This is a genomic window from Lachnospiraceae bacterium, from assembly GCA_025758065.1.
GTDB lineage: Bacteria > Bacillota > Clostridia > Lachnospirales > Lachnospiraceae > Enterocloster.
This window is the reverse complement of the sequence record CP107199.1, coordinates 3,703,004-3,725,324: the sequence shown is the minus strand read 5'-3', so window position 1 is coordinate 3,725,324 and position 22,321 is coordinate 3,703,004. Positions and strand designations below refer to the sequence as shown.

General features: G+C 43.6%; 19 protein-coding genes, 1 other RNA gene and 1 other annotated feature. Of the genes, 13 read left to right on the top strand and 7 right to left on the bottom strand.

Annotated features, from left to right (window positions below; all coding sequences use genetic code 11):
- The first annotated feature begins 26 nt into the window (after positions 1–26).
- The 3 genes from OGM16_17415 (at position 27) to OGM16_17405 (ending at position 3,447) form a co-directional block, all read left to right on the top strand.
- Positions 27–1,679: a nucleoside kinase gene (locus tag OGM16_17415; GenBank protein UYJ46530.1), complete on the top strand. Its 1,653-nt coding sequence runs from the start codon at positions 27–29 to the stop codon at positions 1,677–1,679.
- Between the two features lie 649 nt (positions 1,680–2,328).
- An RNA gene (gene rnpB / locus OGM16_17410) (RNase P RNA component class A) lies at positions 2,329–2,682 on the top strand.
- Positions 2,683–2,922: 240 nt separating this feature from the next.
- Positions 2,923–3,447 carry a transcription repressor NadR gene (locus tag OGM16_17405; protein UYJ48503.1) on the top strand — a complete coding sequence of 175 codons (525 nt, stop codon included), beginning with the start codon at positions 2,923–2,925 and terminating at the stop codon, positions 3,445–3,447.
- A 172-nt stretch (positions 3,448–3,619) separates the two neighbouring features.
- Here the strand turns inward: OGM16_17405 and uxaC are convergent, their stop codons facing one another.
- Complete coding sequence (gene uxaC, locus OGM16_17400) at positions 3,620–5,035, bottom strand: glucuronate isomerase (protein UYJ46529.1); 1,416 nt, start codon at positions 5,033–5,035, stop codon at positions 3,620–3,622.
- Positions 5,036–5,064: 29 nt separating this feature from the next.
- Positions 5,065–6,069, bottom strand: a complete 1,005-nt coding sequence (locus tag OGM16_17395; protein UYJ46528.1) for a LacI family transcriptional regulator — start codon at positions 6,067–6,069, stop codon at positions 5,065–5,067.
- Positions 6,070–6,629: 560 nt separating this feature from the next.
- Between OGM16_17395 and OGM16_17390 the strand changes: the two genes are divergently transcribed.
- The 6 genes from OGM16_17390 (at position 6,630) to OGM16_17365 (ending at position 13,341) form a co-directional block, all read left to right on the top strand.
- Positions 6,630–8,114 carry an altronate dehydratase family protein gene (locus OGM16_17390; GenBank protein UYJ46527.1) on the top strand — a complete coding sequence of 495 codons (1,485 nt, stop codon included), beginning with the start codon at positions 6,630–6,632 and terminating at the stop codon, positions 8,112–8,114.
- Between the two features lie 182 nt (positions 8,115–8,296).
- The gene (locus OGM16_17385; GenBank protein UYJ46526.1) at positions 8,297–9,055 is read left to right on the top strand and encodes an IclR family transcriptional regulator; all 759 of its coding nucleotides are present in this window, start codon (positions 8,297–8,299) and stop codon (positions 9,053–9,055) included.
- Between the two features lie 133 nt (positions 9,056–9,188).
- Positions 9,189–9,839, top strand: coding sequence for a bifunctional 2-keto-4-hydroxyglutarate aldolase/2-keto-3-deoxy-6-phosphogluconate aldolase (locus OGM16_17380; protein UYJ46525.1), 651 nt, complete (start codon positions 9,189–9,191; stop codon positions 9,837–9,839).
- A 74-nt stretch (positions 9,840–9,913) separates the two neighbouring features.
- Positions 9,914–10,945 carry a sugar kinase gene (locus OGM16_17375; GenBank protein UYJ46524.1) on the top strand — a complete coding sequence of 344 codons (1,032 nt, stop codon included), beginning with the start codon at positions 9,914–9,916 and terminating at the stop codon, positions 10,943–10,945.
- 281 nt (positions 10,946–11,226) lie between these two features.
- Entirely contained in the window at positions 11,227–12,261 is a 1,035-nt protein-coding gene (locus tag OGM16_17370; protein ID UYJ46523.1) for a sugar kinase, read from the top strand.
- A gap of 348 nt (positions 12,262–12,609) precedes the next feature.
- A complete protein-coding gene (locus tag OGM16_17365) occupies positions 12,610–13,341 on the top strand; it encodes a hypothetical protein (GenBank protein UYJ46522.1) in 732 nt (243 codons plus the stop codon).
- A 105-nt stretch (positions 13,342–13,446) separates the two neighbouring features.
- Here the strand turns inward: OGM16_17365 and OGM16_17360 are convergent, their stop codons facing one another.
- Genes OGM16_17360 through OGM16_17350 form a run of 3 tightly spaced genes read right to left on the bottom strand, consistent with a single transcriptional unit; the run spans position 13,447 to position 16,273 of the window.
- On the bottom strand, positions 13,447–14,220 hold the full coding sequence (locus OGM16_17360; GenBank protein ID UYJ46521.1) for an ATP-binding cassette domain-containing protein: 774 nt from the start codon (positions 14,218–14,220) through the stop codon (positions 13,447–13,449).
- Complete coding sequence (locus OGM16_17355; GenBank protein UYJ46520.1) at positions 14,213–15,154, bottom strand: ABC transporter permease; 942 nt, start codon at positions 15,152–15,154, stop codon at positions 14,213–14,215. The genes OGM16_17360 and OGM16_17355 overlap by 8 nt, the downstream gene beginning before the upstream one ends.
- A 27-nt stretch (positions 15,155–15,181) precedes the next feature.
- Positions 15,182–16,273 carry an ABC transporter substrate-binding protein gene (locus tag OGM16_17350; GenBank protein UYJ46519.1) on the bottom strand — a complete coding sequence of 364 codons (1,092 nt, stop codon included), beginning with the start codon at positions 16,271–16,273 and terminating at the stop codon, positions 15,182–15,184.
- Positions 16,274–16,347: 74 nt separating this feature from the next.
- Positions 16,348–16,580: a binding site (T-box leader), on the bottom strand.
- Between the two features lie 220 nt (positions 16,581–16,800).
- Between OGM16_17350 and OGM16_17345 the strand changes: the two genes are divergently transcribed.
- The 4 genes from OGM16_17345 (at position 16,801) to OGM16_17330 (ending at position 19,560) form a co-directional block, all read left to right on the top strand.
- Positions 16,801–17,439, top strand: a complete 639-nt coding sequence (locus OGM16_17345) for a cytidylate kinase-like family protein (protein ID UYJ46518.1) — start codon at positions 16,801–16,803, stop codon at positions 17,437–17,439.
- Positions 17,440–17,548: 109 nt separating this feature from the next.
- A complete protein-coding gene (locus tag OGM16_17340) occupies positions 17,549–18,322 on the top strand; it encodes a ZIP family metal transporter (protein ID UYJ46517.1) in 774 nt (257 codons plus the stop codon).
- Positions 18,323–18,676: 354 nt separating this feature from the next.
- Entirely contained in the window at positions 18,677–19,210 is a 534-nt protein-coding gene (locus OGM16_17335; GenBank protein UYJ46516.1) for a methylated-DNA--[protein]-cysteine S-methyltransferase, read from the top strand.
- A 35-nt stretch (positions 19,211–19,245) separates the two neighbouring features.
- Positions 19,246–19,560: a TfoX/Sxy family protein gene (locus OGM16_17330; GenBank protein UYJ46515.1), complete on the top strand. Its 315-nt coding sequence runs from the start codon at positions 19,246–19,248 to the stop codon at positions 19,558–19,560.
- Between the two features lie 93 nt (positions 19,561–19,653).
- Here OGM16_17330 and aroA read toward each other — a convergent pair whose 3' ends face one another.
- Positions 19,654–20,928: a 3-phosphoshikimate 1-carboxyvinyltransferase gene (aroA, locus tag OGM16_17325; GenBank protein UYJ46514.1), complete on the bottom strand. Its 1,275-nt coding sequence runs from the start codon at positions 20,926–20,928 to the stop codon at positions 19,654–19,656.
- Positions 20,929–20,951: 23 nt separating this feature from the next.
- Entirely contained in the window at positions 20,952–22,103 is a 1,152-nt protein-coding gene (locus OGM16_17320) for a prephenate dehydrogenase (GenBank protein UYJ46513.1), read from the bottom strand.
- Positions 22,104–22,321: the final 218 nt, after the last annotated feature.

Genomic DNA, 22,321 nt, shown 5'->3' with positions numbered 1-22,321 from the left:
ACATTTCATATAAAAAGGAGGTGTCTATGATCCAGCTGAAGATAGATACACAGATAAAAACATATTCAGAAGATGTTACCTGGCAGGTGGTAGCAGAAGAGTATCAGAAAGAGTACGCGGATGAGATATTATTAGTGCAGGTAAATGGAAAACTCCAGGAACTTCAGGAAAAAATACGGGAAGGAGAAGTTCAGTTTATCACAGCAAGGCAAAAACCGGGAATTTCCGCTTATAAGCGAAGTGCCACCCTTCTGATGCTGAAAGCTTTTTACGCAGTGGCAGGTCCTGAAAATGTGGAGAAAGTTATTGTGGATTTTTCCATTGGAAAAGGTTTTTTTGTAGAAGCAAGAGGAAATTTTACATTAAACCAGGAGCTTCTTGAACAGGTGAAAGCTAAAATGCAGGAATACGTAGATCAGGAGATCCCAATCTTAAAACGCAGTATTTCTACCGATGATGCCATAGAACGCTTTCACAGGCACAGGATGTATGATAAAGAACGTCTCTTCCGCTATCGTCGTGTGTCCAGAGTCAATGTTTACAGTATTGACGGGTTTGAGGACTATTTTTACGGATATATGGTTCCAAATACGAAATACATCCGTTATTTCGATTTAAAGCTGTATGAATATGGCTTTGTACTTATGCTGCCATCGATGCTGGCGCCTACAGTGCTGCCGCAATTTGCCCCTCTTCCAAAGCTGTTTCATACATTGGCAGATTCCTCACTATGGGGACAACGTCTGGATCTGGAGACAGTAGGAGCTTTAAATGACAAGATAGCAGAAGGAGATATGTCTCACCTGATCCTGATCCAGGAGGCTCTTCAGGAGAAGCGTATTGCAGAGATCGCAGCTCAGATCGCAGAACGGAAAACAGCTAAGATCGTTATGATCGCAGGTCCGTCTTCTTCAGGAAAGACTACATTTTCACATAGACTGTCAGTGCAGTTAGAGGCCATCGGATTAAAACCGCACCCTATTGCAGTGGATAACTATTTTGTAAACCGGATAGACAGCCCAAGGGATGAAAATGGCAATTATAATTATGAGATCCTTGAATGTCTGGATGTAGAGCAGTTCAATCAGGATATGCAGGCTCTTTTAAGAGGAGAGCAGGTGGAACTGCCCTATTATAATTTCAAAAAAGGAGAACGGGAGTACAAGGGTGATTTCCTGAAGCTGGGAAAAGAGGATATTCTGGTGATCGAGGGGATCCACTGTTTAAATGACCGTTTATCATATTCTCTTCCAAGAGAGAGTAAGTTTAAGATCTACATAAGTGCTCTTACCCAGTTAAATATTGACGAGCATAATCGTATTCCTACTACAGACGGACGTCTGCTGCGCCGTATGATCCGGGATGCAAGGACAAGGGGAACTTCTGCCCGGGATACCATTCGTATGTGGCCGTCTGTGCGAAAAGGAGAAGAGGAAAACATTTTCCCATATCAGGAAGAGGCAGATGCTATGTTTAATTCAGCTCTGATCTATGAACTGGCTGTGTTAAAGCAGTATGTGGAACCATTGCTTTTTGGTATTCCAAAAAACTGTCCGGAATATACAGAGGCAAAGCGTCTCCTTAAATTCCTGGATTATTTTATCGGTGTCAGCAGCGAAGATATACCGAAAAACTCTATTTTAAGGGAATTTATAGGCGGAAGCTGTCTGGATGTGTAGTTTGTGAGTGTGGAATCTGGAAGACTAACGGCTGCATGGGGTGAAATTGGGACTTAGTTCAATAGGGTCCGAAAGGTCTCCTCCATGTATAAACGCATTCACGGTAATTTTGTCCATTTTGCTCCGCCGCCGATTAGGCAGGTCTCCGGCAAACTCGCTCACTGCGTTCGCTCAAACAGTGCCTCCAACCTGCCAGCTATGCTCACAAAATGGACAAAATTGCCTACCGAATGCTTATTATACATGGAGGAGCCCTTTCTACTGTATGGGATATGTCACATGAAAAATGCCGTACTTAAGCACAATCCCCCTCCCACATAAAAATTGCTTATTGGTTTGTTCCTACATTTTTTATTGCCAATAACATAGAAAGCCGCCGGTGCACATGACAGAATAAGCATTTGTTTGAAAATCCGTGAGTGGGCGCGCATAGCGTTAGAACGGAGAACCACTGTTTGAGCACGCAAAGCGTGCGAGTTTGGTTCGCAGTTCTGACAATAGGCGACGCAAGCCCACGAACAAAGGATTTTCTCCCAAATGCGCATCTGTTATGTGCACCGGCGGCTTTCGGACTTTAGTCAACAATATCGCAATTTTTTAGATCTCCCCATAGACACAGAAAAAAAATTATGCTAAACTAAATAAGTTGTGAGTAAGACAGATGGTCGCTGCTGCGACACCGAGAGGACGCAGGAGAGGAAAGTCCGGGCTTCACAGGGCAGGATGCCAGATAACGTCTGGCGGGGGCGACCCTAGGGACAGTGCAACAGAAATATACCGCCCGCTGCATCTGCAGCAGGTAAGGGTGGAATGGCAGTGTAAGAGACTACCGCCCGGCTGGTAACAGGCGGGGCACATGTAAACCCCATCTGAAGCAAGACCAAACAGAAAGCATATGGCGGCCCGTCAGCTTTCGGGTAGGTTGCTTGATGCTGCTGGTGACAGCAGTACTAGATAGATGACCATCCAACGACATAACCCGGCTTATCGTTTTACTCACAACCTTTGCAGCAATGAAGTGCGTCTCCTTGAATAAAGGGGACGTTTTTTCGCATAAGGGGAAACGTATGCAGTATACAGGGAGTGGATATTATGCTTAAACTGTTTTTTGGCAAAGATCCGGGGAAAAAGTCCATATAATGCTGGAATTAGATGATGAGATCATTGAACACCGGCTTTTGAGGGAGTAGATATTCTTAGTGGAAGCAAAAATTTTAATAGAGAAAAGAGTGTGAATTTTATTATGACAGAAGGCGGAAAAAGAAGGGAAGGCATTCTTTCGCTGTTAGAGGATACAAATATGCCGCTGTCCGGAACGGAGCTGGCAAGGCATTTTAATGTGAGCCGTCAGGTGATCGTTCAGGATATTGCCCTTTTGCGGGCAGAGGACCAGAAGATCCTTTCTACTTACAGAGGATATGTTCTTGAAAAGGATCAGGTAAAAAAGAAAAAATATATCCGGGTATTCTGCGTTTGTCATTCTACAGAAGATACAAGAGATGAATTGCAGACTATTGTAGATTATGGCGGTCATGTTTTAGATGTGGCAGTGGATCATCCGCTATATGGACAGATCCGGGCAGATCTTATTATCAATAACCGACTGGATGTAGAAGAATTTGTAGAGCGCATGGATCGTTATAAAGCTCAGCCTTTAAAGGTTTTGACCGGAGATTATCATTATCATACAGTCACTGCAGAATCTGAAAAAAACCTGGATTTTATTGAGCAGGAGCTGCGTAAAAAGGGATATTTAAAAGAAGAGTAAAGGTAATAAAAAAGAGTACGGATATAGTGCGGATATTAAGAAGGCGCCCGATCTCACATTACATTGTGGGGCGGGCGCCTTTTTTTAATCAGGTGCAGCACAACTGGTCAAACTTAAGAATGTTGTTGACGCACTGAACTGTCTGCCTACGCAGATAATTCAGTGATGTTTATTATTTCACAACATCCAGATCAAATCCGAAATACTGAACTGCGTTGTTGTAGCTGATACCCTTGATAATGGATTCCAGGGATTTCATATCTGCCGGATATTCACCGTTTTCTACCCAGCCGCCAACCAGTGCGCAGAGAACGCGGCGGAAATATTCATGTCTGGTGTAGGATAAGAAGCTTCTGGAATCAGTCAGCATACCGATGAAGTTGCCCAGGCAGCCTAAGTTAGCTAAAGATACCATCTGGTCGGTCATACCTACCTTATGATCATTGAACCACCAAGCGGAACCCTGCTGGATCTTTCCTGGGAATTTCTCCTGGAAGCAGCCGATGATGGTGCCGATGGAAGCGTTGTCATTTGGATTTAAGGAGTAAATGATAGTCTTAGGAATATCATTGGTTGCGCTTAATGCATTTAAGAAGTCTGCCATCTGTGCGCTTGGAGCATAGTTGTTGATGCAGTCATAACCGGTATCTGGTCCTAACTGTTCAAACATGTAAGCGTTGTTGTCACGCTTGCATCCGTAGTGAAGCTGCATAACCCAGTTTCTCTTAGCATATTCTTTTGCAACAAAGAGCATGAACTCGGTTTTGTATTTTAATTCCTCTTCTTTGGAAACTGCTTCGCCCTTTAAGCTCTTAGCGATGATAGCGTTTACTTCATCCTCAGTAGCTGGAGCGTACATAACGTACTCTAATGCGTGGTCAGATACGCAGCATTTCATGGAAGTGAAGAAATCCATACGGTTCTTTAAAGCTTCCTTTAAAGATGCGAAATCTTTTACCTCAATACCGCTGACTTTGGATAACTGAGCCATGTAAGCTGCGAAAGTTGGCTTTTCAACGTTCATAGCCTTGTCTGGACGCCATGCCGGCAGAACCTGTACATCAAAAGTGGTATCTTCAGCCAGTTTCTTATGCCATTCCAGAGAATCAACAGGATCATCTGTGGTACAGATCAGGGTAACATTGGACTGCTTGATCAGGTTGCGTACAGTCATGGAATCTTCCTGTAACTTAGCGTTGCACAGGTTCCATACTTCTTCAGCAGTATCGCCGTTTAAGTAGCCCTCGTATCCGAAGTATCTTCTTAACTCCAGGTGGCTCCAGTGATACAGTGGGTTTCCGATCAGCTTAGGCATTGTTTCAGCCCATGCCTGGAATTTTTCTCTGTCTGTGCCATTACCGGTAATGTATTTCTCATCAACACCGTTAGAACGCATCTGACGCCATTTGTAATGGTCGCCGCCCAGCCATACCTGGGTAATGTTTTCAAACTTACGGTCTTCGCAGATCTCCTGTGGATTGATATGGCAGTGATAGTCTAAGATCGGCATGTTTTCTGCGTAATCATGATAGAGTGTCTTTGCCATTTCTGTGGATAATAAGAAGTCCTTGTCCAAAAACTGTTTCATAGTGATAGATCCTCCTTTAAAATTGAAAATTAAAAGTTTGTGGTTTTTCTTTTTATAAGAGCAGAGGCGATGGTTGTCCGGTTGGGGACATTGGCGCCGCTGAAAACCCCCATAAGGGTATTGACGGTAGTAGTGCAAAGTGCTTCTACTTTACTGTCAATAGATGTGATCTCCGGGTCCGTACAACGGGACAGGATGGAATTATTATATCCGATGATGCTTAAATCTTCCGGAATGGAAATACCAGCTAAATGGGCATATTTTACAGCGCCTACAGCCAGTGAATCATCAGACGCTAAAACTGCGTCAAATACGAGTCCTTCTTCTTTCAGATTTAAAAGCAGGTCTCTTGAAGTTTCAATACTCTTGGAACACTGATGGATCATAGAAGCATCCACAGGCAGATCACTTTCTTTTAATGCAGCCTTGTAGCCTTCCATTTTATTTACACCGCTGTAAGATATGCTGGTATAAAGATAAAGAATACGGCTGTGACCGGAATGAATCAGCTGTAATGTGGCATCATACATAGAGGCATAGTCATCACAGACAGTGCTGTAAATATTTTTTTCCTCCAGATAACCATTTACCAGCATTACCGGTAGCCCGTTTGCAGCTGCTTCTGTAATATAATTATTATCTTTAGAGCGCATTTCCACAAATTTGGAACCTGTCAGTATAATGGCATCTACACGTTTAGAACGCAGCAGATTGAAATATTTCTGTTTTACATCCAGGTCGTAACCGGTACAGCAGAGGATAGAGTCGTAATCATGACTGCGCAGCTCCCGTTCCAGATAATAGATCGCCTCAGCAAGATAGGGATCGGAAGAGTCAGAACACATGATACCAATGGTCTGCATGGTGTCAAGCCCAAGTCCTCTGGCGAACACATTTGGAGTATAACCAAGTTCATCCATCACTGCCAGTACCTTTTTGCGGGTGCGCTCACTTACGTTGGGGTTGCCGTTGAGTACACGGGAAACCGTAGCAATGGAGACCCCTGCATGTCCAGAAACGTCGTATATATTCATTCAATAATCCACCTCACATTCTGTAAGCGCTTACACGCTAAGTCTATTATACATATTACTAATAAAGTTTGCAACAGTTTTCTATTGACTTCTGTGTGGAAAATGGGTAGAATAATTGTAAGTACTTACAAAGTTAAATGCTTTTGTGAAAGTGTTGCCAGGTGGTTAGGTGGATTGTGTATTTGCATGCCAGGAAACATAAACATTTGGCAGCCAGGCCGGTATTAAGTAAGCAGGGCAACAGCCCGGATCATGAATAGTGGCGGCAGTTGTGGGAGTGCCAACGGTACATACAGCTGACTTTCATTACTATAATAACAAGATACCAGGGGCAAAAGGTCATAAATCCGATGCAAGCTTGCTTGCAGGAGGATTTATGACATTGGACCTGCCAAAAACATGAGTAAGAAGCCATTTTTTGAAGAAAAATGAGCGAATTACGAATGTTTTTAGAATTGCGGGAGTGCAAAGCACGTAGCAATTCGGTATCAGAGGGGTCAAAATACCTTTTGACCCCAACATCATAACACTAAACAAAGAAAGATAGGAGATTAAAGACCATGCAGGACATTGTTAAGATCAATCAGAATGATAACGTTGCCGTTGCTCTTCGTCCTTTAAATGAAGGAGAGACCCTGGATGTTGCAGGAGAAAAGGTAACTCTGGTCCAGGATATCCCACAGGGACATAAATTTGCGCTGCGCGCCATTGCCCAGGGAGAGGAAGTAGTAAAATACGGTTTCCGCATCGGCTACGCAAAAGAAGCCATTGAAAAAGGTGCATGGGTACATGTTCATAATGTAAAGACTGCTTTAGGGGATGTTCTCTCTTATGAATATAGGCCAGAAGGAAGTAAGGATGTAGAGCCATCTGAGCATGTATACTTTGACGGCTATCGCAGAGCAGACGGAAAAGCCGGTATCCGTAATGAAATCTGGATCATTCCTACTGTTGGCTGTGTAAACTCCATTGCAAAGGCTCTTGAAACAGCTGCGAAGAAGTTTGTAGGCGGAAATGTAGAAGATGTGATCGCATTCCAGCATCCATATGGATGTTCACAGATGGGGGATGACCAGGAAAATACCAGAAAAGTATTGGCAGATATGATCCATCATCCAAATGCGGCAGGTGTTCTGGTATTAGGACTGGGCTGTGAGAACAGCAACATTCCTGTATTAATGGATTATATTGGCGAGTATGATGAGCAGAGGGTGAAGTTTTTACAGTGCCAGGATGTAGAAGATGAGATGGAGACCGCTATGGGTATCCTGGAAGAACTGGCGGCTTATGCAAATGCATTTTCAAGAGAGAAGATAGATGCAAGTGAGCTGATCATTGGTATGAAGTGTGGTGGTTCTGATGGACTTTCCGGAATTACTGCAAATCCTGTAGTAGGTGCTTTTTCTGATCTGTTAGTAAGCAAGGGCGGAACCACTATTTTAACAGAAGTTCCTGAAATGTTCGGTGCAGAAACTCTGTTAATGAACCGCTGCGCAACACCAGAGCTTTTTGACAAGACGGTTGACCTGATCAACAACTTTAAGAACTACTTTACCAGCCACAACCAGACTATTTATGAGAATCCATCTCCAGGCAACAAGAAGGGTGGTATCTCTACTCTGGAGGACAAATCCTTAGGCTGTACCCAGAAATCAGGAAGTTCCCTGGTAAAGGGTGTATTAGAGTATGCAGAGCCGGTTAAGGTAAAGGGATTAAATCTGCTCAGTGCACCTGGAAACGATCTGGTGGCAGCAACTGCACTGGCGGTATCTGGTGCCCATATGGTACTGTTTACTACCGGTCGTGGAACTCCATTTGCTTCCCCTGTTCCAACCGTAAAGATCTCCAGCAACTCTAAGCTTGCAGGACACAAGTCAAATTGGATCGATTTCAATGCGGGACAGATGGTAGAAGACAAGACAAAAGAAGAACTGGCGCAGGATCTGTTAAATTATGTACTGGAAGTTGCTTCCGGACGCAAGGTTAAATCAGAAGCAGCAGGCTTCCATGATATGGCTATCTTCAAGCAGGGCGTAACTCTGTAGGTATAGTGGCGGAAATTGTTCTGACTGCGCCGGGAAAACAAAAGCACATCTTGTAATCTGTTGCAAGATGCGCTATACTGAAAGAAATCGTATATACGTACAACAAACATATATACGTACAATCTGCTGTACGTACAGATTTATACAAAACGTTTAACAAACCTGATGCAGGAGGAACATAAATGAAATTAAACCGGACAACGCTGCGCACGGTGGATATACTGAAAATGGTTTCCAAAAAGCCGGACGGCATTACACTGGATGAGATCTGCGAGAAGTTAGAGCTTCCAAAGACCAGTGCTTATGATATTATCACAACACTGGCACATACGGGTATGGTCCATGTGGTAAAAGGGCAGAAGCAGCGTTATACCATTGGACTGACTGCTTATCGTGTAGGAATTAATTATACAAATAATCTGGATTTTATCGGCACAATAGATCCTGTATTAAAAGCATTTGCAAAAGAGATGGGAAAGACGGTATTCTTTGGAGTGCGTTCAGATGATTCCATTGTTTATATCTGTAAATTTGAGCCGGAAAATCCTATTATCACAACAGCAACTGTTGGAACCAAGAATCCGTTGTACTGCACCTCTCTTGGAAAGGCTATTATGGCAAATATGGAACAGGAAGAGAGGGATGCCCTGGCAGACCGGATCAACTTCCGTCCCCATACCAGGCGTACCATACAGGATAAAGTTCATTTCCTGGAGGAGTTAGAGCGGGTAAAGGAAATTGGTTATGCCGTTGATGCAAGGGAGTTAGAAGAGCATATGGAGTGCGTGGGAGCCCCGGTATTTGGCCCTGATGGCAATGTGATAGGAGCCATCAGCATGTCCAGTCTTTATAAGCCTACAGAGGATTATGATGCTCTTGGACGCCTGGTTTCTGAAAAGGCAAAACTGCTTTCAAGGCTTTTGGGATTTTTAGGCAAATAAAACAGGATAAAAGATAATAATTTATCTGTTTTGCTGTTGACAAATCCGTTGGTAACTATTAATATTTAAGTATAAATCGTAAATGTGAAAACGATTCGTATTTACGAACCTCATCGAAAGAAGGAGAAGAAAAATGAAAAAAGAACATGTTTTAGCAAGACTGAAAGAAGACTGCCTGGTTGCTGTAATCCGTGCAAAGAATTATGAGCAGGGTGAGAAGGTGGTAGATGCTGTTATCGCAGGTGGCATCAACTTTATCGAGCTGACCATGACCATGGATGACGGAGATCCAGTAGGCTTCATCAAGAAGATGGCTGACAAGTATAAAGACAATGACAAGATCGTGATCGGTGCTGGTACCGTTCTGGATCCAGAGACTGCAAGAGCTTGCATTTTAGCAGGTGCTAACTACATCGTAAGCCCAGGCTTAAATGTAGAGACCATCAAGCTTTGCAACCGTTACAGAGTACCAATGCTGCCAGGCGTTATGACCCCAAGCGAAGCTATTACCGCTATGGAAGCTGGATGCGATGTAATCAAGATCTTCCCAGGAAATATCGTAGGACCTGCAGCTATCAGCTCTTTCAAGGGACCTCTTCCACAGGGTGAGTTTATGCCATCCGGCGGTGTTGACGTAGATAACGTTGATAAGTGGATCCATGCTGGTGCATACGCAGTTGGTACCGGAAGCAGCCTTACAAAGGGCGCTAAGACCGGTGACTTCGCAGCTGTAACTGCAAAGGCTCAGGAATTTGTTAAGGCTGTAGAAGCAGCAAGAGCATAATTATACTAGTTCAGCCATGCGCTGGTTTGAACGGAAATTAATAAATTTTCACATATCTTAAGGAGAATATTAAAATGGCAAAGATTGTTACCATGGGCGAGATCATGTTAAGATTATCTACCCCAAATAATGAAAAATTTATCCAGGCAGATGAGTTTGATGTAAACTACGGCGGCGGCGAAGCTAACGTAGCAGTATCTTTAGCTAACTATGGTCATGATGTACAGTTTGTTACTGCAGTACCAGCTAACCCAATCGGTGAGTGTGCAGTAGCAGCTTTAAGAAAATACAATGTAGGAACAAAGCACATCGCAAGAAGCGGTGAGAGACTGGGAATCTACTTCTTAGAGACCGGTTCTGCAATGAGAGCTTCCAACGTAGTTTATGACCGTGCACACAGCTCTATCTCTACTGCAACTGCAGATGAGTTCAACTTCGATGAAATCTTTGCTGATGCTGACTGGTTCCACTTTACCGGTATTACTCCAGCTGTCAGCGATGCAGCTATCGAACTGACTGAAGCAGCTTTAAAGGCAGCTAAGGCTCACGGTGTAACTGTTTCTGTAGACTTAAACTTCCGTAAGAAACTGTGGTCTTCTGAAAAGGCTCAGAAGGTTATGACCAACCTGATGCAGTATGTTGATGTTTGCATCGGTAACGAAGAGGATGCAGAGAAGGTTCTTGGCTTCAAGCCAGGCAACACTGATGTTACTTCCGGAGAACTGGAATTAGCTGGATACGTTGATATCTTCAACCAGATGGCTGATAAGTTCGGATTCAAGTACATCATCAGCTCCTTACGTGAAAGCCACAGCGCTTCCAACAATGACTGGTCTGCTTGCATCATGGATGGACAGACCCGTGAATTCTATCATTCCAGAAAGTACCACATTGCTCCGATCGTTGACCGTGTAGGCGGCGGCGACTCCTTCGCAGGTGGTCTGATCTGTGGTCTGGCTGATGGCAAGGATATGAAGGCAGCTCTGGAATTTGCAGTAGCAGCTTCCGCATTAAAGCACACAATCCCTGGCGACTTCAACCTGGTAACCCGTGCAGAAGTTGAGACTTTAGCAGGTGGCGATGGCTCAGGTCGTGTACAGAGATAATTACTTTTTTTAAGAGTTAAAAAATAAGAGACCGAAAGGCCTGTTTGGAAATATCGTTCCTGGAATGTATTTTCAGACAGGCTTTTTCTTTAAAATGTTCTTTCGGAGTCTTTCCTGTACCTGCCTTTGTGACCGGTTTTTCGCCAGTTGCACCCGAACTTCATTGATGTACGTACCCCGTATGCCTCAGAAATTTGGGCACAACTGGCAAAAAATCTTCTTACAAAATCAGGCACAGAAAGATTGCGGGAGAACATTAAAAACATCAGGAGGATATGACAATGGGTGAGATAAAAGGAAGAACTTTTGACCTGCTTACATTAGGACAGGTTCTTTTAAGACTGTCACCACCAGATAATGACCGTCTTTCCAGAGGAGATACCTTTGTAAAGCAGGTTGGCGGTGCAGAACTGAACGTAGCAGTAGGTGCATCTCTTTTAGGATTGCGTACAGGCGTTATCTCCAAGCTTCCGTCACATGATATCGGCAGCTTTATGAAAGGTAAGATCCGTTCATTTGGTGTCAGCGATGACTTTTTTATGTATGACCATTCTCCATCAGCCCGTGTGGGAATTTATTACTATGAAAACGGTGCATATCCGAGAAAACCAAAGGTTATTTATGACCGTGTGAACAGTTCCTTCTTTACTCTGGATATTAATGAGATCCCGGAGGAGGTATACACAGCTCCAAAATGTTTCCATACCACAGGTATTACTCTGGCGCTCAGTGAGAAGATCAGAGAGACTGCAATTGAGATGATCAAGCGTTTTAAGGAAGCAGGAACTCTTGTTTCTTTTGATGTAAACTTCCGTGGAAATCTGTGGAGTGGTGATGAAGCAAGAGAATGTATTGAGCGTATTCTTCCTTATGTAGATATTTTCTTCTGCTCAGAAGATACTGCACGACTGACCTTCTTAAAAAATGGCAGTGCGAAAGAGATGATGAAGAGCTTTACAAAAGAATATCCTATCTCTATAGTAGCTTCCACCCAGCGTATCGTACATAGCCCGAAACGCCATACATTCGGTTCTGTGATCTACGATGCTGCAAGAGACACATTCTATGAAGAAGAGCCATATCGTGATATCGAAGTAGTAGATCGTATCGGCAGTGGTGATGCCTATATTTCCGGCGCTCTTTATGGCTTGTTAAGCAGCGGTGGTGACTGCCAGAAGGCAGTTGCTTTCGGAAACGCTACCGCAGCTGTGAAAAACACTATTCCTGGCGATCTCCCATCCTCTAACCTGGATGAGATCGAGACCATTATCAAGGCCCATAACCAGACTGGACCACAGAGTGAGATGGCGAGATAGTAAAAAGCCTGTTGAAAGGTTTTAAAAGCATAAATAAAAAAGGAGTTTTCCTGTAATCATATGGGAAGGCTCTTTTTTGTTGTATATATTATTTAAATAATACTTAAGAAAAGCTTTATTGGATATATGGATAATATAAGATATAATGAGCGTAGTGAAAAACAAGCGGCTGCGTAGCAGACATTTGTTTTTCGCAAGCCATTAACGAACGAATCGCCTGCGTAAGCAGGCAGCAGAGCGCGAATGCGCGGGATTCGTGAGTTTACGATATAATAAGTCCAGAAGAAAACTTTGAATGTGTCAGCACATTAAAAAATAATCTTTGGTATTAGAAAAGGAGAAGTCATATTGAGAAAATATTATTTATATGCAGCAGTATTATGCAGTGCGGCAGTTTTAGGTCTTGGAGGATGTTCCAATAAAGCAGATACAGCAATGACGCTGCCACTTGTAAGTGAGTCAAAACCAGTAGTAAGTGAATCTCAGGAGCCTACATCTTCTCCGGAAGAAACTACTGTTGTAGAGACCGTAAGCGGCACTATTGAAGGTACAGAAGAACAGCCGGAGCAGGCAGAAGACTCTGTACGCCTGTATGGACCGGCTACCCATATGGAAGATGGAAGATTATCCATTGACAGTCAGGCAGATCAGGGATATCAGGGAGAAGTGATCTTAAATGTATCTCAGGAGTCTACTTATGTATTAGATGCTGTTTCCGGTCTGCCAAAAGAGCTATCTGATATTAAGGACGGGGATACCATTTATGCCTATATCGGTCCGGCAATGACCATGAGCCTTCCGCCAATGACAAACGCAACAATGATCTTTACTAATGTCCCGGCAGACTTTAAAGTTCCGGATTATGTAACTGTTAAATCTGTAGTGACAGATGCAGCATCTTCCCAGTCTGTACTGACTGCTATGGACGGTACAAAATATACACTGGCAGATGACTGTGCAATAGTACCATATCTCACCAGAAATATTGTTACATTAGATGACCTTACCCAGGGGAGAAAAGCAGTGGTATGGTCTGATGAAGAAAATACAGCTATGCGGATCATGGTATTTGCAGAATAAAAGAATATATAAATTATATATATAAAATATATAAAAAAGACTGGCATTCCAGATTTTGGAAATTGCCAGCCTTTTTACTTCATTTCTACATTCAATACTGATCTTTTAGTTTCCACACTCAATACTGATCTCATTAAATTTCTTTAGGATATGATCAATAGTAGTAGCTTCCTTTTCTTCACCTGCTTTATCGATCACTGCATGTCCCTGGTGCATCATTAAAAGTCTGTTACCATATTCCACAGCAAAGCGGAGATTGTGAGTGACCATGATCGTAGTCAGGTTCTTTTCACGGACTACTTTATCTGTCAGTTCCATAATGGTTTCTGCTGTTTTCGGGTCCAGAGCAGCGGTGTGTTCATCCAGGATCAGAAACTCAATAGGAGTCATGGTGGACATTAAAAGAGCCATTGCCTGGCGCTGTCCGCCGGAGAGAACACCTACTTTTACATCCATTTTATCTTCCAGTCCAAGGCCAAGAGAGCGGAGAGATTCACGGTAGAATTCCAGGCGCTGTTTGTTGGTTCCGGGACGGAGGTTGAAGGCTTTGCCCTTATTGTCTGCTAAAGCCATGTTTTCCGCAATGGTCATAGAAGGGCAGGTTCCCATGGACGGGTTCTGGTAAACACGGCCAATGCGGCGCTGGCGCTTATATTCAGGCATTTTGGTAATGTCTTCATCGCCGATGATAATACGGCCGTCATCCAGCGGAATACTTCCACAGATGATATTTAAAAGAGAAGTTTTGCCGGAACCATTGCTTCCTACTACAGATACAAATTGATGATCATCAATGGATAAGTTAAAATCATTAAACAGGCACATTTCATTGACAGTACCTGCGTTGTAATATTTATGGATGTGTTTTAATTCAAGCATGGCTCTTTACCTTCTTTCCGCCGGAAGGGCTTACTACAAGGATGATAAGGAATAATACAGAAGTGATCAGCTTCAGATCGGATGCAGTGACTGGAATGGAAATGTCCAGCCCTCCAATGTGCAGGTCGTTTAACAGCAGCGCAATAGAAACGCAAGCTTTGTATACAATGGAACCAATGATAACAGCAGTAGTAGAGCGGATAAAGCCGACTCTCTTTAACAGCTGGGTTCCAATGATAACATTTGCAAGGCCGATGACCATGGTGCCGGTGCCTATGGAGATTTCAAAAAATCCCTTCTGCTGGCAGTAAACGCTTCCTGCAAGTGCTGCAAAGCCGTTTGCAATGGCAAGACCTACGATTTTTACAAGACCTTTATCTTTTGCAAGGGATGTAACAAGTACGTCATTATCACCAACTGCACGAAGCAGATAACCGGAACGTGTCTGTAAGTAGGCATCCAATAACACCTTGCAGACCAAAACGATGACAAAAAGAATGATGGTCACGATAAAGGGTGATGCAGCTTCCGGTACATGGGTGGAAAGGAAGGAATTGGAAAAGATAGTTTCCTTACTAAATATAGGAAGGTTTGCTTTTCCGGTGATCCTTAAATTAATGGAATAGAGGGCCGTCATGACAATGATGCCGGAGAGCAGGTCACGTACCTTTAACTTTACGTGGATGAGACCGGTGATACAGCCGGCTAAGGCACCCACTGCAAAGGAAATGAATAATGCTGCTACAGGTGAAATGGTACCGATGAAAGGAAGCCCGTTTGCAATACCTGCTGCGGTCACAGCAGCGCCAAGAGGGAAGGTGCCGTCTACAGACAGATCCGGGAAATCCAGGATCTTATATGTGATGTAAACGCCCAGGGCCATAATGGCATATACAAGGCCTTCTTCCAGAATACCGAAAATGATCGTTGTCATGATGTTCCTCCAATACCCTAAATATTATTACTCTGCAATGCTGTCAAAGAGCTCAGCAGCAGTTCCTGTTAAAGATTCAGGAAAAGTGATGCCGAGGTTTTCAGCTACTTTGGTGTTGCCGTAGAATGCAGCATCCTTAATGGTCTCAAAGTTTAATTCGCTTGCTTTTGCTTCGCCCTTTAATACCTTTGCAGCCATTTCACCGGTCTGCTTGCCAAGTTCTACATAGTCCAGACCCATAGCAGCCAGGCAGCCGATCTTTACCTGCTCGATCTCGCTTCCGAATACAGGAATGTTCTTTGCGGAAGCCTTGCTTAAGATAACAGGAAGAGATGCTACTACTGTATTATCAGTCAGATTGGTGATACAGTCAACCTTTCCAATTAAAGTATCTGCTGCCAGCGGGATATCTGCTGAAGAGGAGATACCGGAGTCTACGATCTCAAAGTCATAATTTGGAGCCAGTTCCTTATATTCTGCAATGGCAGATTCAGAGTTTACTTCGCTGGTGGTGTACATGATACCGATAGTCTTTGCCTCAGGTAAGATCTCACGGATCATCTTTAACTGTAATTCTACAGGAAGCTTATCGCTTGTACCTGTGATCTCGCCAACCGGGGTTCCGTCTGCGTTTGCCAGTTCAGCTGCAACCGGATCCGTAACTGCTGTGAAAATGACAGGAATGTCGGACTTCATAGCCACGCTGTATTCAGCCTGTGCCATAGGAGTTGCAATACCACACATTAAATCTACGTCCTTTCCTGCAAATGTATTAGCAATCTGTGCAGAAGTACCGCCGTCTGCCTGTGAATTTTCATAAAGAACAGTTAAATTCTTTCCTTCTTCGATGCCTTCTGCTGCAAGACCAGCTAAGAAACCTTCACGGCAGTTGTCAAGAGAGCCGTGTTCAGCAAACTGGCCAATACCAATGGTGTAGGAGCCGTCAGCTTCTGTGTTGTTTTCTGCTTCGCTGGAAGCTGCCTCAGAAGAAGCTGCCTCAGATGCAGGGGCTGCTGTGGTAGTTGCTGCTGTAGTAGCAGTGGAAGAAGAACTGCCGCAGCCTGTTAATAAAGCTGCGCCCATTGCTGCGGTTAAAAGAACTGCCATAGATTTTTTCATAATACTTACCTCCTGAGAATAAAAATTAAAATGGATTTTTTGTAATAAAAAAGTCCCAACCACAATGATATTGTGATTGAGACGAATATAATCCGCGGTGCCACTCAAATTGACTTAAAGTCCACTTTTCACATACTAGCATATGTGCTGCAAATGTAACGGGTGCAGAATCCGTCAGTCCCTACTAAGTATTTCAAGACTGCCCTCAAAAGTCCATTCAGCTGCCTGCTTTATACCGCAATCCCACCACCTGCGGCTCTCTGTGCTAATGCATTGGAAGCTTACTCCTCTTTTTCAACGGTTTAGCTGTTAATCCGTATATTAATACATGGGGCGGGTTTTGTCAACTGTTTTTTTAAAAGTCGCAGATATCATATATGAAATATATTATGAAAAATTTGAAGAAAAATTTCAGTAAAATTCAGATAATACAGTGTCCGGTTAAGTAAAAATGTGGTATACTTGATACATAAGAAGCATGTAAATGTATGATCAGAGTGTATAGCAAAACAAGGGAGGTCGGTCATATGAGCAGTAAACATTATGTGATCACAATCGAGCGTCAGTACGGAAGCGGCGGACGTATTACAGGTATGCGTCTTGCAGAGGAGCTGGGCATTCATTATTATGATGAAGAGATTTTGAAAATGACATCAGAGACCAGTGCTATTGGAGAGCAGTATTTCCGTCTGGCAGATGAAAAGGCAGGAAACAATTTATTATATCGTACTGTTACTAATATGAAGCCGGAGCTTTCTGCACCTGTAAAGGACGGACATAAGCTTACATCACCGGAAAACCTGTTCCGTTTCCAGTCTGAGGTTATCCGAAAACTGGCAGAGTCAGAAAACTGCATCATCATCGGACGATGCGGCAACTATGTGCTTCAGGATCAGTTAGATGACGTGATCCGCATTTTCGTATATGCAGATACCGTTACCAGAGTCCGCAGGATTATGGATGTAGATAAGGTTGATGAAGAAGAAGCACTGCGCCGCATGAGGAAGATTGATAAGGAGCGCACTGAATATCATAAGTATTTTACTGGCAGAAACTGGATGGATATGGAGAATTACGATCTTCCTATTAATGCCAGCCGCATTGATTATGATGAGATGATCATCCTGATCAAGGATTATCTGAAGCTTCGGGGAATGATCGACTGATATTTATAATAATGTGGATGAAGAAACAGAGTATCTGTTTACTGTGATAGGAGAATGTGCTGGTGACGTGTTCGATGTGGGGCAAAAATGTAGCAACATGAGGTAGCAGATGGATATTTTAACAGGAATATTGATCCCTTTTATAGGAACTACAGCAGGCAGTGCCTGCGTGTTCTTTCTGCGGGGAGAATTAAAGCCCGGAGTGCAGAAAGCATTCCTGGGCTTTGCTTCAGGAGTTATGGTGGCTGCTTCTGTTTGGTCTCTTCTGATCCCGGCTATGGAAATGAGTGAAGGACTTGGGAAGCTGGCCTTTCTTCCGGCAGTATGTGGATTCATTTTAGGAATGGCATTTTTATTGTTTCTGGATATGGTAGTTCCACATCTTCATATGGACACAGACCAGCCGGAAGGCGCAAAAAGTAACTGGCAGAAAAGTACCATGCTGGTCCTTGCAGTGACCTTACATAACATACCGGAAGGAATGGCAGTTGGTGTGGCTTTTGCAGGTATGATGGCAAAAAGCCAGTCCATTACACTGGCAGGCGCCATGGCATTATCACTGGGTATTGCAATACAGAATTTCCCGGAAGGAGCAGTTATCTCTCTTCCTTTAAAAGAAGCGGCAGGGCAGAAAAAGGCTTTTATCTATGGTATGCTTTCCGGTATCGTAGAGCCAATTGGCGCCGGGCTTATGCTGTTGCTGGCAGAAAAACTGGAGCCGTTCATGCCATACTTTCTTTCCTTTGCAGCAGGGGCCATGCTTTATGTAGTAGTAGAAGAACTGGTGCCAGAAGCTTCTGAAGGAGAACATTCCAATATAGGCACCATTGGATTTGCAATCGGATTTGCGCTGATGATGGTGCTTGATGTGGCGTTGGGATGATATTTTATTAATTACAGCGGCAATGAAGAAATCTGTCATGGGATTACGTTTTATAAAAAGGAATGCCTTATTAAAAAGTTTGCAGATACAAAGATCATTTCGGCCGCACAGTGAGCCGCCTGATATGTCCGTCAGCTGTCAGCTGTTGTAAGCTGGCAATGGCCACTACATGATAGCCGCCGTAGGATGCAATAAATTCTGCTTGGGATAAATAAAAAATGATCAAAAGAGTGGATCGTTGGTTCTTGCCTGGATCCACTTCTTTTTTGCTGTAATTTTAAAAAGATCATGGTACAATAAATTCAAAAGAATCTGCGTAAGCGCAAAGCTTTAAAGGGAAAGGAAACAGGAAATATGGTCTATACATGTACATATCCGTCACCACTGGGCAATATTTTACTGGCGGCAGATGAGGTTGGACTGACCGGTTTATGGTTTGAGGGACAAAAATACTTTGCAAATACACTTCCAAAAGAAACGGTTTCACAGGAAATCCCGGTCCTGATTAGGGCTAAAAAATGGCTGGATGTTTATTTTTCCGGGAAAGAACCGGACTTTACCCCAGCGCTTCATCCTGCAGGTTCAACCTTTCGTCAGGCTGTGTGGCAGATTCTGCTGCAGATCCCTTATGGACAGACTATGACATATGGGGAGATTGCAAAAAAAATGACCCAGATGCATGATGCGCCCCATATGTCCGCCCAGGCTGTAGGCGGAGCAGTAGGACATAATGAAGTTTCCATTATCATTCCCTGTCATCGTGTTGTAGGGACAAATGGCAGTCTCACAGGATATGCAGGAGGAATGGAAAAGAAGGTCGCGCTGTTAAAACTGGAACATACAGATATGAGTGGTTTCTTTGTTCCAAAAAAGGGAACTGCGCTTTAAGTGAATCTTAAGACCACAGAAATGGAGAAAAGGGAATGGCATCCAGTAAAAGTTATTTGGATTTTGTATTGGAACAATTGTCTGATTTAGAGGAGATCACCTACCGGGCCATGATGGGAGAGTACATTATTTATTACCGGGGGAAGATCGTAGGTGGTATTTACGATGATCGTCTGCTTGTAAAGCCTGTAAAAGCCGCATTTTCTTATATACCCCAGGCTGTTTATGAATTACCTTATGAAGGGACTAAAGAGATGCTGTTGGTAGAGGATGTGGATCAGAAGGAATTTCTTACAGGACTATTTAGGGCAATGTATGAAGAGCTTCCTGCTCCGAAGAAGAGAAAATGATAATTATTTTTCCCAGTATATCTGGAAAACGATCTGAAAATGAAAAAGGCGTATGGATCCCTGGTGTAGACTCATACGCCTTTTTACGGCTGTTTATATTAAATTCTTAAGATCCTGGTAAAACTGGGGATAAGAAATATTTACACATTCTGCCCCATTGATCTGTGTAACGCCTTCTGCGCAGAGACCTGTTACTGCAAAGGTCATGGCAATACGGTGATCTAAGTGGCTTTCAATCACTGCACCGTGAAGCGGTCTGCCGCCGTGGATGATCATGCCGTCCTCTGTTTCCGTTACATCAGCTCCCATGGCACTTAAATTTTCCACCATTACGGCAATCCGGTTGGACTCTTTTACCTTTAATTCCGCTGCGTCACGGATCACGGTAGTTCCCTGTGCAAAGCAGGCCAAGGCTGCGATCATAGGCAGCTCATCAATAAGAGTCGGGATAATGCTTCCGCCGATCTCTGCTGCGTGAAGGGAAGAAGCGCGGACTAAAATATCAGCAACAGGTTCTCCCTCGTCTTCTTTTACATTTAATAAAGTAAGATCTGCTCCCATAGCCTTACATACATGAAGAATGCCGTCTCTGGTAGGATTAATGCCTACGTTTTTGATCAGGATCTCAGAGCCGGGTACCATAAGGCCTGCAGCGATAAAATAGGCAGCAGAAGAAATATCTCCAGGTACATTTATCTTTCTACTGTGCAGCTCACTGGCTGGCTCAATGGTAGCAGTGGTATTTGTGGTGGTTACATGAGCACCGAACAGATTTAACATGATCTCAGAGTGGTTTCTGGATACATAAGGCTCTGTAACGGAAGTTGGGCCATCTGCGTAAAGCCCTGCTAATAAAATAGAGGATTTTACCTGTGCAGAGGCTACTTTAGAGGTGTAATGGATGCCGTGAAGGGCTTTTCCGTGGATAGCTAAAGGTGCGCAGCCATTTCCATTTACACTGACAATATCCGCCCCCATAAGGGACAGCGGTTCCATAATACGCTTCATAGGACGTTTCTGGATAGAAGCGTCACCTGTTAAAGTTACATCAAAGTTCTGTGCAGATAAGATACCGGAGATCAGGCGGGTAGTAGTGCCGCTGTTTCCGCAGTCTAATACAGTTTCCGGCTTTTTAAGGCCGCGAAGACCATTTCCATGTACCAGGACGATATCCTCTTTATTTTCAATAGCAATTCCCATACTTTCAAAACAGGAAATAGTAGACAGACAGTCTGCTCCCTGTAAAAATCCGGTAATTTCGGTAGTTCCCTTTGCAAGAGAGCCAAACATCACAGCGCGGTGGGAAATGGATTTATCTCCCGGAACAGTGATCTCGCCTTTTAATGGGCCTGATTTTCTAAATTCCATATCTTCCTCCCAGACAGTCCGGCTTACAGCCGTACCATTTCGTATTTATAGTATTCCAGCCGTTTCCAGGCTGCGGTCATAGCTGCTTCATCATAAAATTCAATCTTTAAGGTGCCTTCGCCCCGTTCCCTGTTGTTATTGATACCAATATTTTTAATGCTGATGCCCTTGGCAGCCAGAATAACAGCAATAGTGGAGATAGCACCAACCTCATCGGCCATATCCACAGAAAATGCGTAGGATGGTTCTACAGAACCTTTGGCACGGTCAGTAATGGTATTGCGGTAATCCCTGGATTTTTCAAACAGTTTATAAATAGCATTTCCCTGATGACCTTTTATTTCAGAAAGGATATCCTGAAGGGAATCAATGTAGCGCTCCAGCATATCTGCAATAGGCTCTGAATTAGTCATACAGATCTGTTCCCACATTTCCGGGGAAGAAGAGGCAATACGTGTAATGTCCTTAAAACCGCCGGCAGCTACCTGTTTCATGGTTTCAGCAGGTGAATCAGAGTCTTTTACCAGATTTACAAGGCTGGAAGCAACCAGATGAGGCAGATGGCTGATGGCGGCAACTACAGTATCATGTTCCTTATAATCCAGTACCAGGGGGATTGCCCCCACAGTCTGCGCAACGGCGATAATACGTTTGACATTTTCGGAGTATTTCAGGGAAATATCGCCATATCCACAGCCATTCTGCTTAAAACCTTCTGGCGGTGTAACAATATAATAAGCATTTTCAAGGAGATGGTCAGTTGCATTTTCATAGCCTGTTTTTTCAGAACCTGCCATGGGATGTCCGCCTACAAAACAGTCTGTAAGTCCCTGACGCAGGATCTCTTTGTGGATGTCGGTCTTGGTGCTGCCAACATCCGTGATCAAAGCCCCCGGTTTTAAATAGGAGCGGATCTTAGACAGATATTGTGCATTGTATTCTACCGGTGTACATAAAAAGATCAGGTCACATTGTTTTAGCTGCTCATCAATGCCGTCTAAAATAACATCTACAATACCGTCTTTTTTAGCCTGTTCCAGTTTGGAACGGGTGCGCATATAGGCCATGATGCGGATATCCGGACGTGCTTTTTTAATTCCCTTAGCCAAGGAACCACCGATAAGGCCAAGACCAATAAAGGCAATGGTTGTATCATTCATGGTGAATTTTTCCATTTCAAAATTGCTCCTTACAATACAGAATCACCTGAAAACCTTTACAAAAGAAAGGCCTTCAGGTGTTTGGCTGTGGATAATAAGTGGTATGCTAGTACATCGTTTTCGAAATAACTGTACCACTCACTTGTCTGCGAATCTGATTGCACAGGCCTAAAAGCCTCAGCGTAGCCCGCTACGCCTGCGTTTTTAGACCTGCACACTCAACTCCGCATCCT

Bases quoted from the DNA above. Each gene is read 5' to 3' on its own strand.
- OGM16_17335 (UYJ46516.1), top strand. From the start codon at position 18,677: ATGGTCTATACATGTACATATCCGTCACCACTGGGCAATATTTTACTG.
- OGM16_17350 (UYJ46519.1), bottom strand. From the start codon at position 16,273: ATGAAAAAATCTATGGCAGTTCTTTTAACCGCAGCAATGGGCGCAGCT.
- OGM16_17370 (UYJ46523.1), top strand. From the start codon at position 11,227: ATGGGTGAGATAAAAGGAAGAACTTTTGACCTGCTTACATTAGGACAG.
- OGM16_17380 (UYJ46525.1), top strand. From the start codon at position 9,189: ATGAAAAAAGAACATGTTTTAGCAAGACTGAAAGAAGACTGCCTGGTT.
- OGM16_17360 (UYJ46521.1), bottom strand. From the start codon at position 14,220: ATGCTTGAATTAAAACACATCCATAAATATTACAACGCAGGTACTGTC.
- OGM16_17405 (UYJ48503.1), top strand. From the start codon at position 2,923: ATGACAGAAGGCGGAAAAAGAAGGGAAGGCATTCTTTCGCTGTTAGAG.
- OGM16_17395 (UYJ46528.1), bottom strand. From the start codon at position 6,069: ATGAATATATACGACGTTTCTGGACATGCAGGGGTCTCCATTGCTACG.
- aroA (UYJ46514.1), bottom strand. From the start codon at position 20,928: ATGGAATTTAGAAAATCAGGCCCATTAAAAGGCGAGATCACTGTTCCG.
- OGM16_17415 (UYJ46530.1), top strand. From the start codon at position 27: ATGATCCAGCTGAAGATAGATACACAGATAAAAACATATTCAGAAGAT.
- OGM16_17340 (UYJ46517.1), top strand. From the start codon at position 17,549: ATGGATATTTTAACAGGAATATTGATCCCTTTTATAGGAACTACAGCA.
- OGM16_17320 (UYJ46513.1), bottom strand. From the start codon at position 22,103: ATGGAAAAATTCACCATGAATGATACAACCATTGCCTTTATTGGTCTT.
- OGM16_17390 (UYJ46527.1), top strand. From the start codon at position 6,630: ATGCAGGACATTGTTAAGATCAATCAGAATGATAACGTTGCCGTTGCT.
- uxaC (UYJ46529.1), bottom strand. From the start codon at position 5,035: ATGAAACAGTTTTTGGACAAGGACTTCTTATTATCCACAGAAATGGCA.
- OGM16_17385 (UYJ46526.1), top strand. From the start codon at position 8,297: ATGAAATTAAACCGGACAACGCTGCGCACGGTGGATATACTGAAAATG.
- OGM16_17330 (UYJ46515.1), top strand. From the start codon at position 19,246: ATGGCATCCAGTAAAAGTTATTTGGATTTTGTATTGGAACAATTGTCT.
- OGM16_17345 (UYJ46518.1), top strand. From the start codon at position 16,801: ATGAGCAGTAAACATTATGTGATCACAATCGAGCGTCAGTACGGAAGC.
- OGM16_17355 (UYJ46520.1), bottom strand. From the start codon at position 15,154: ATGACAACGATCATTTTCGGTATTCTGGAAGAAGGCCTTGTATATGCC.
- OGM16_17375 (UYJ46524.1), top strand. From the start codon at position 9,914: ATGGCAAAGATTGTTACCATGGGCGAGATCATGTTAAGATTATCTACC.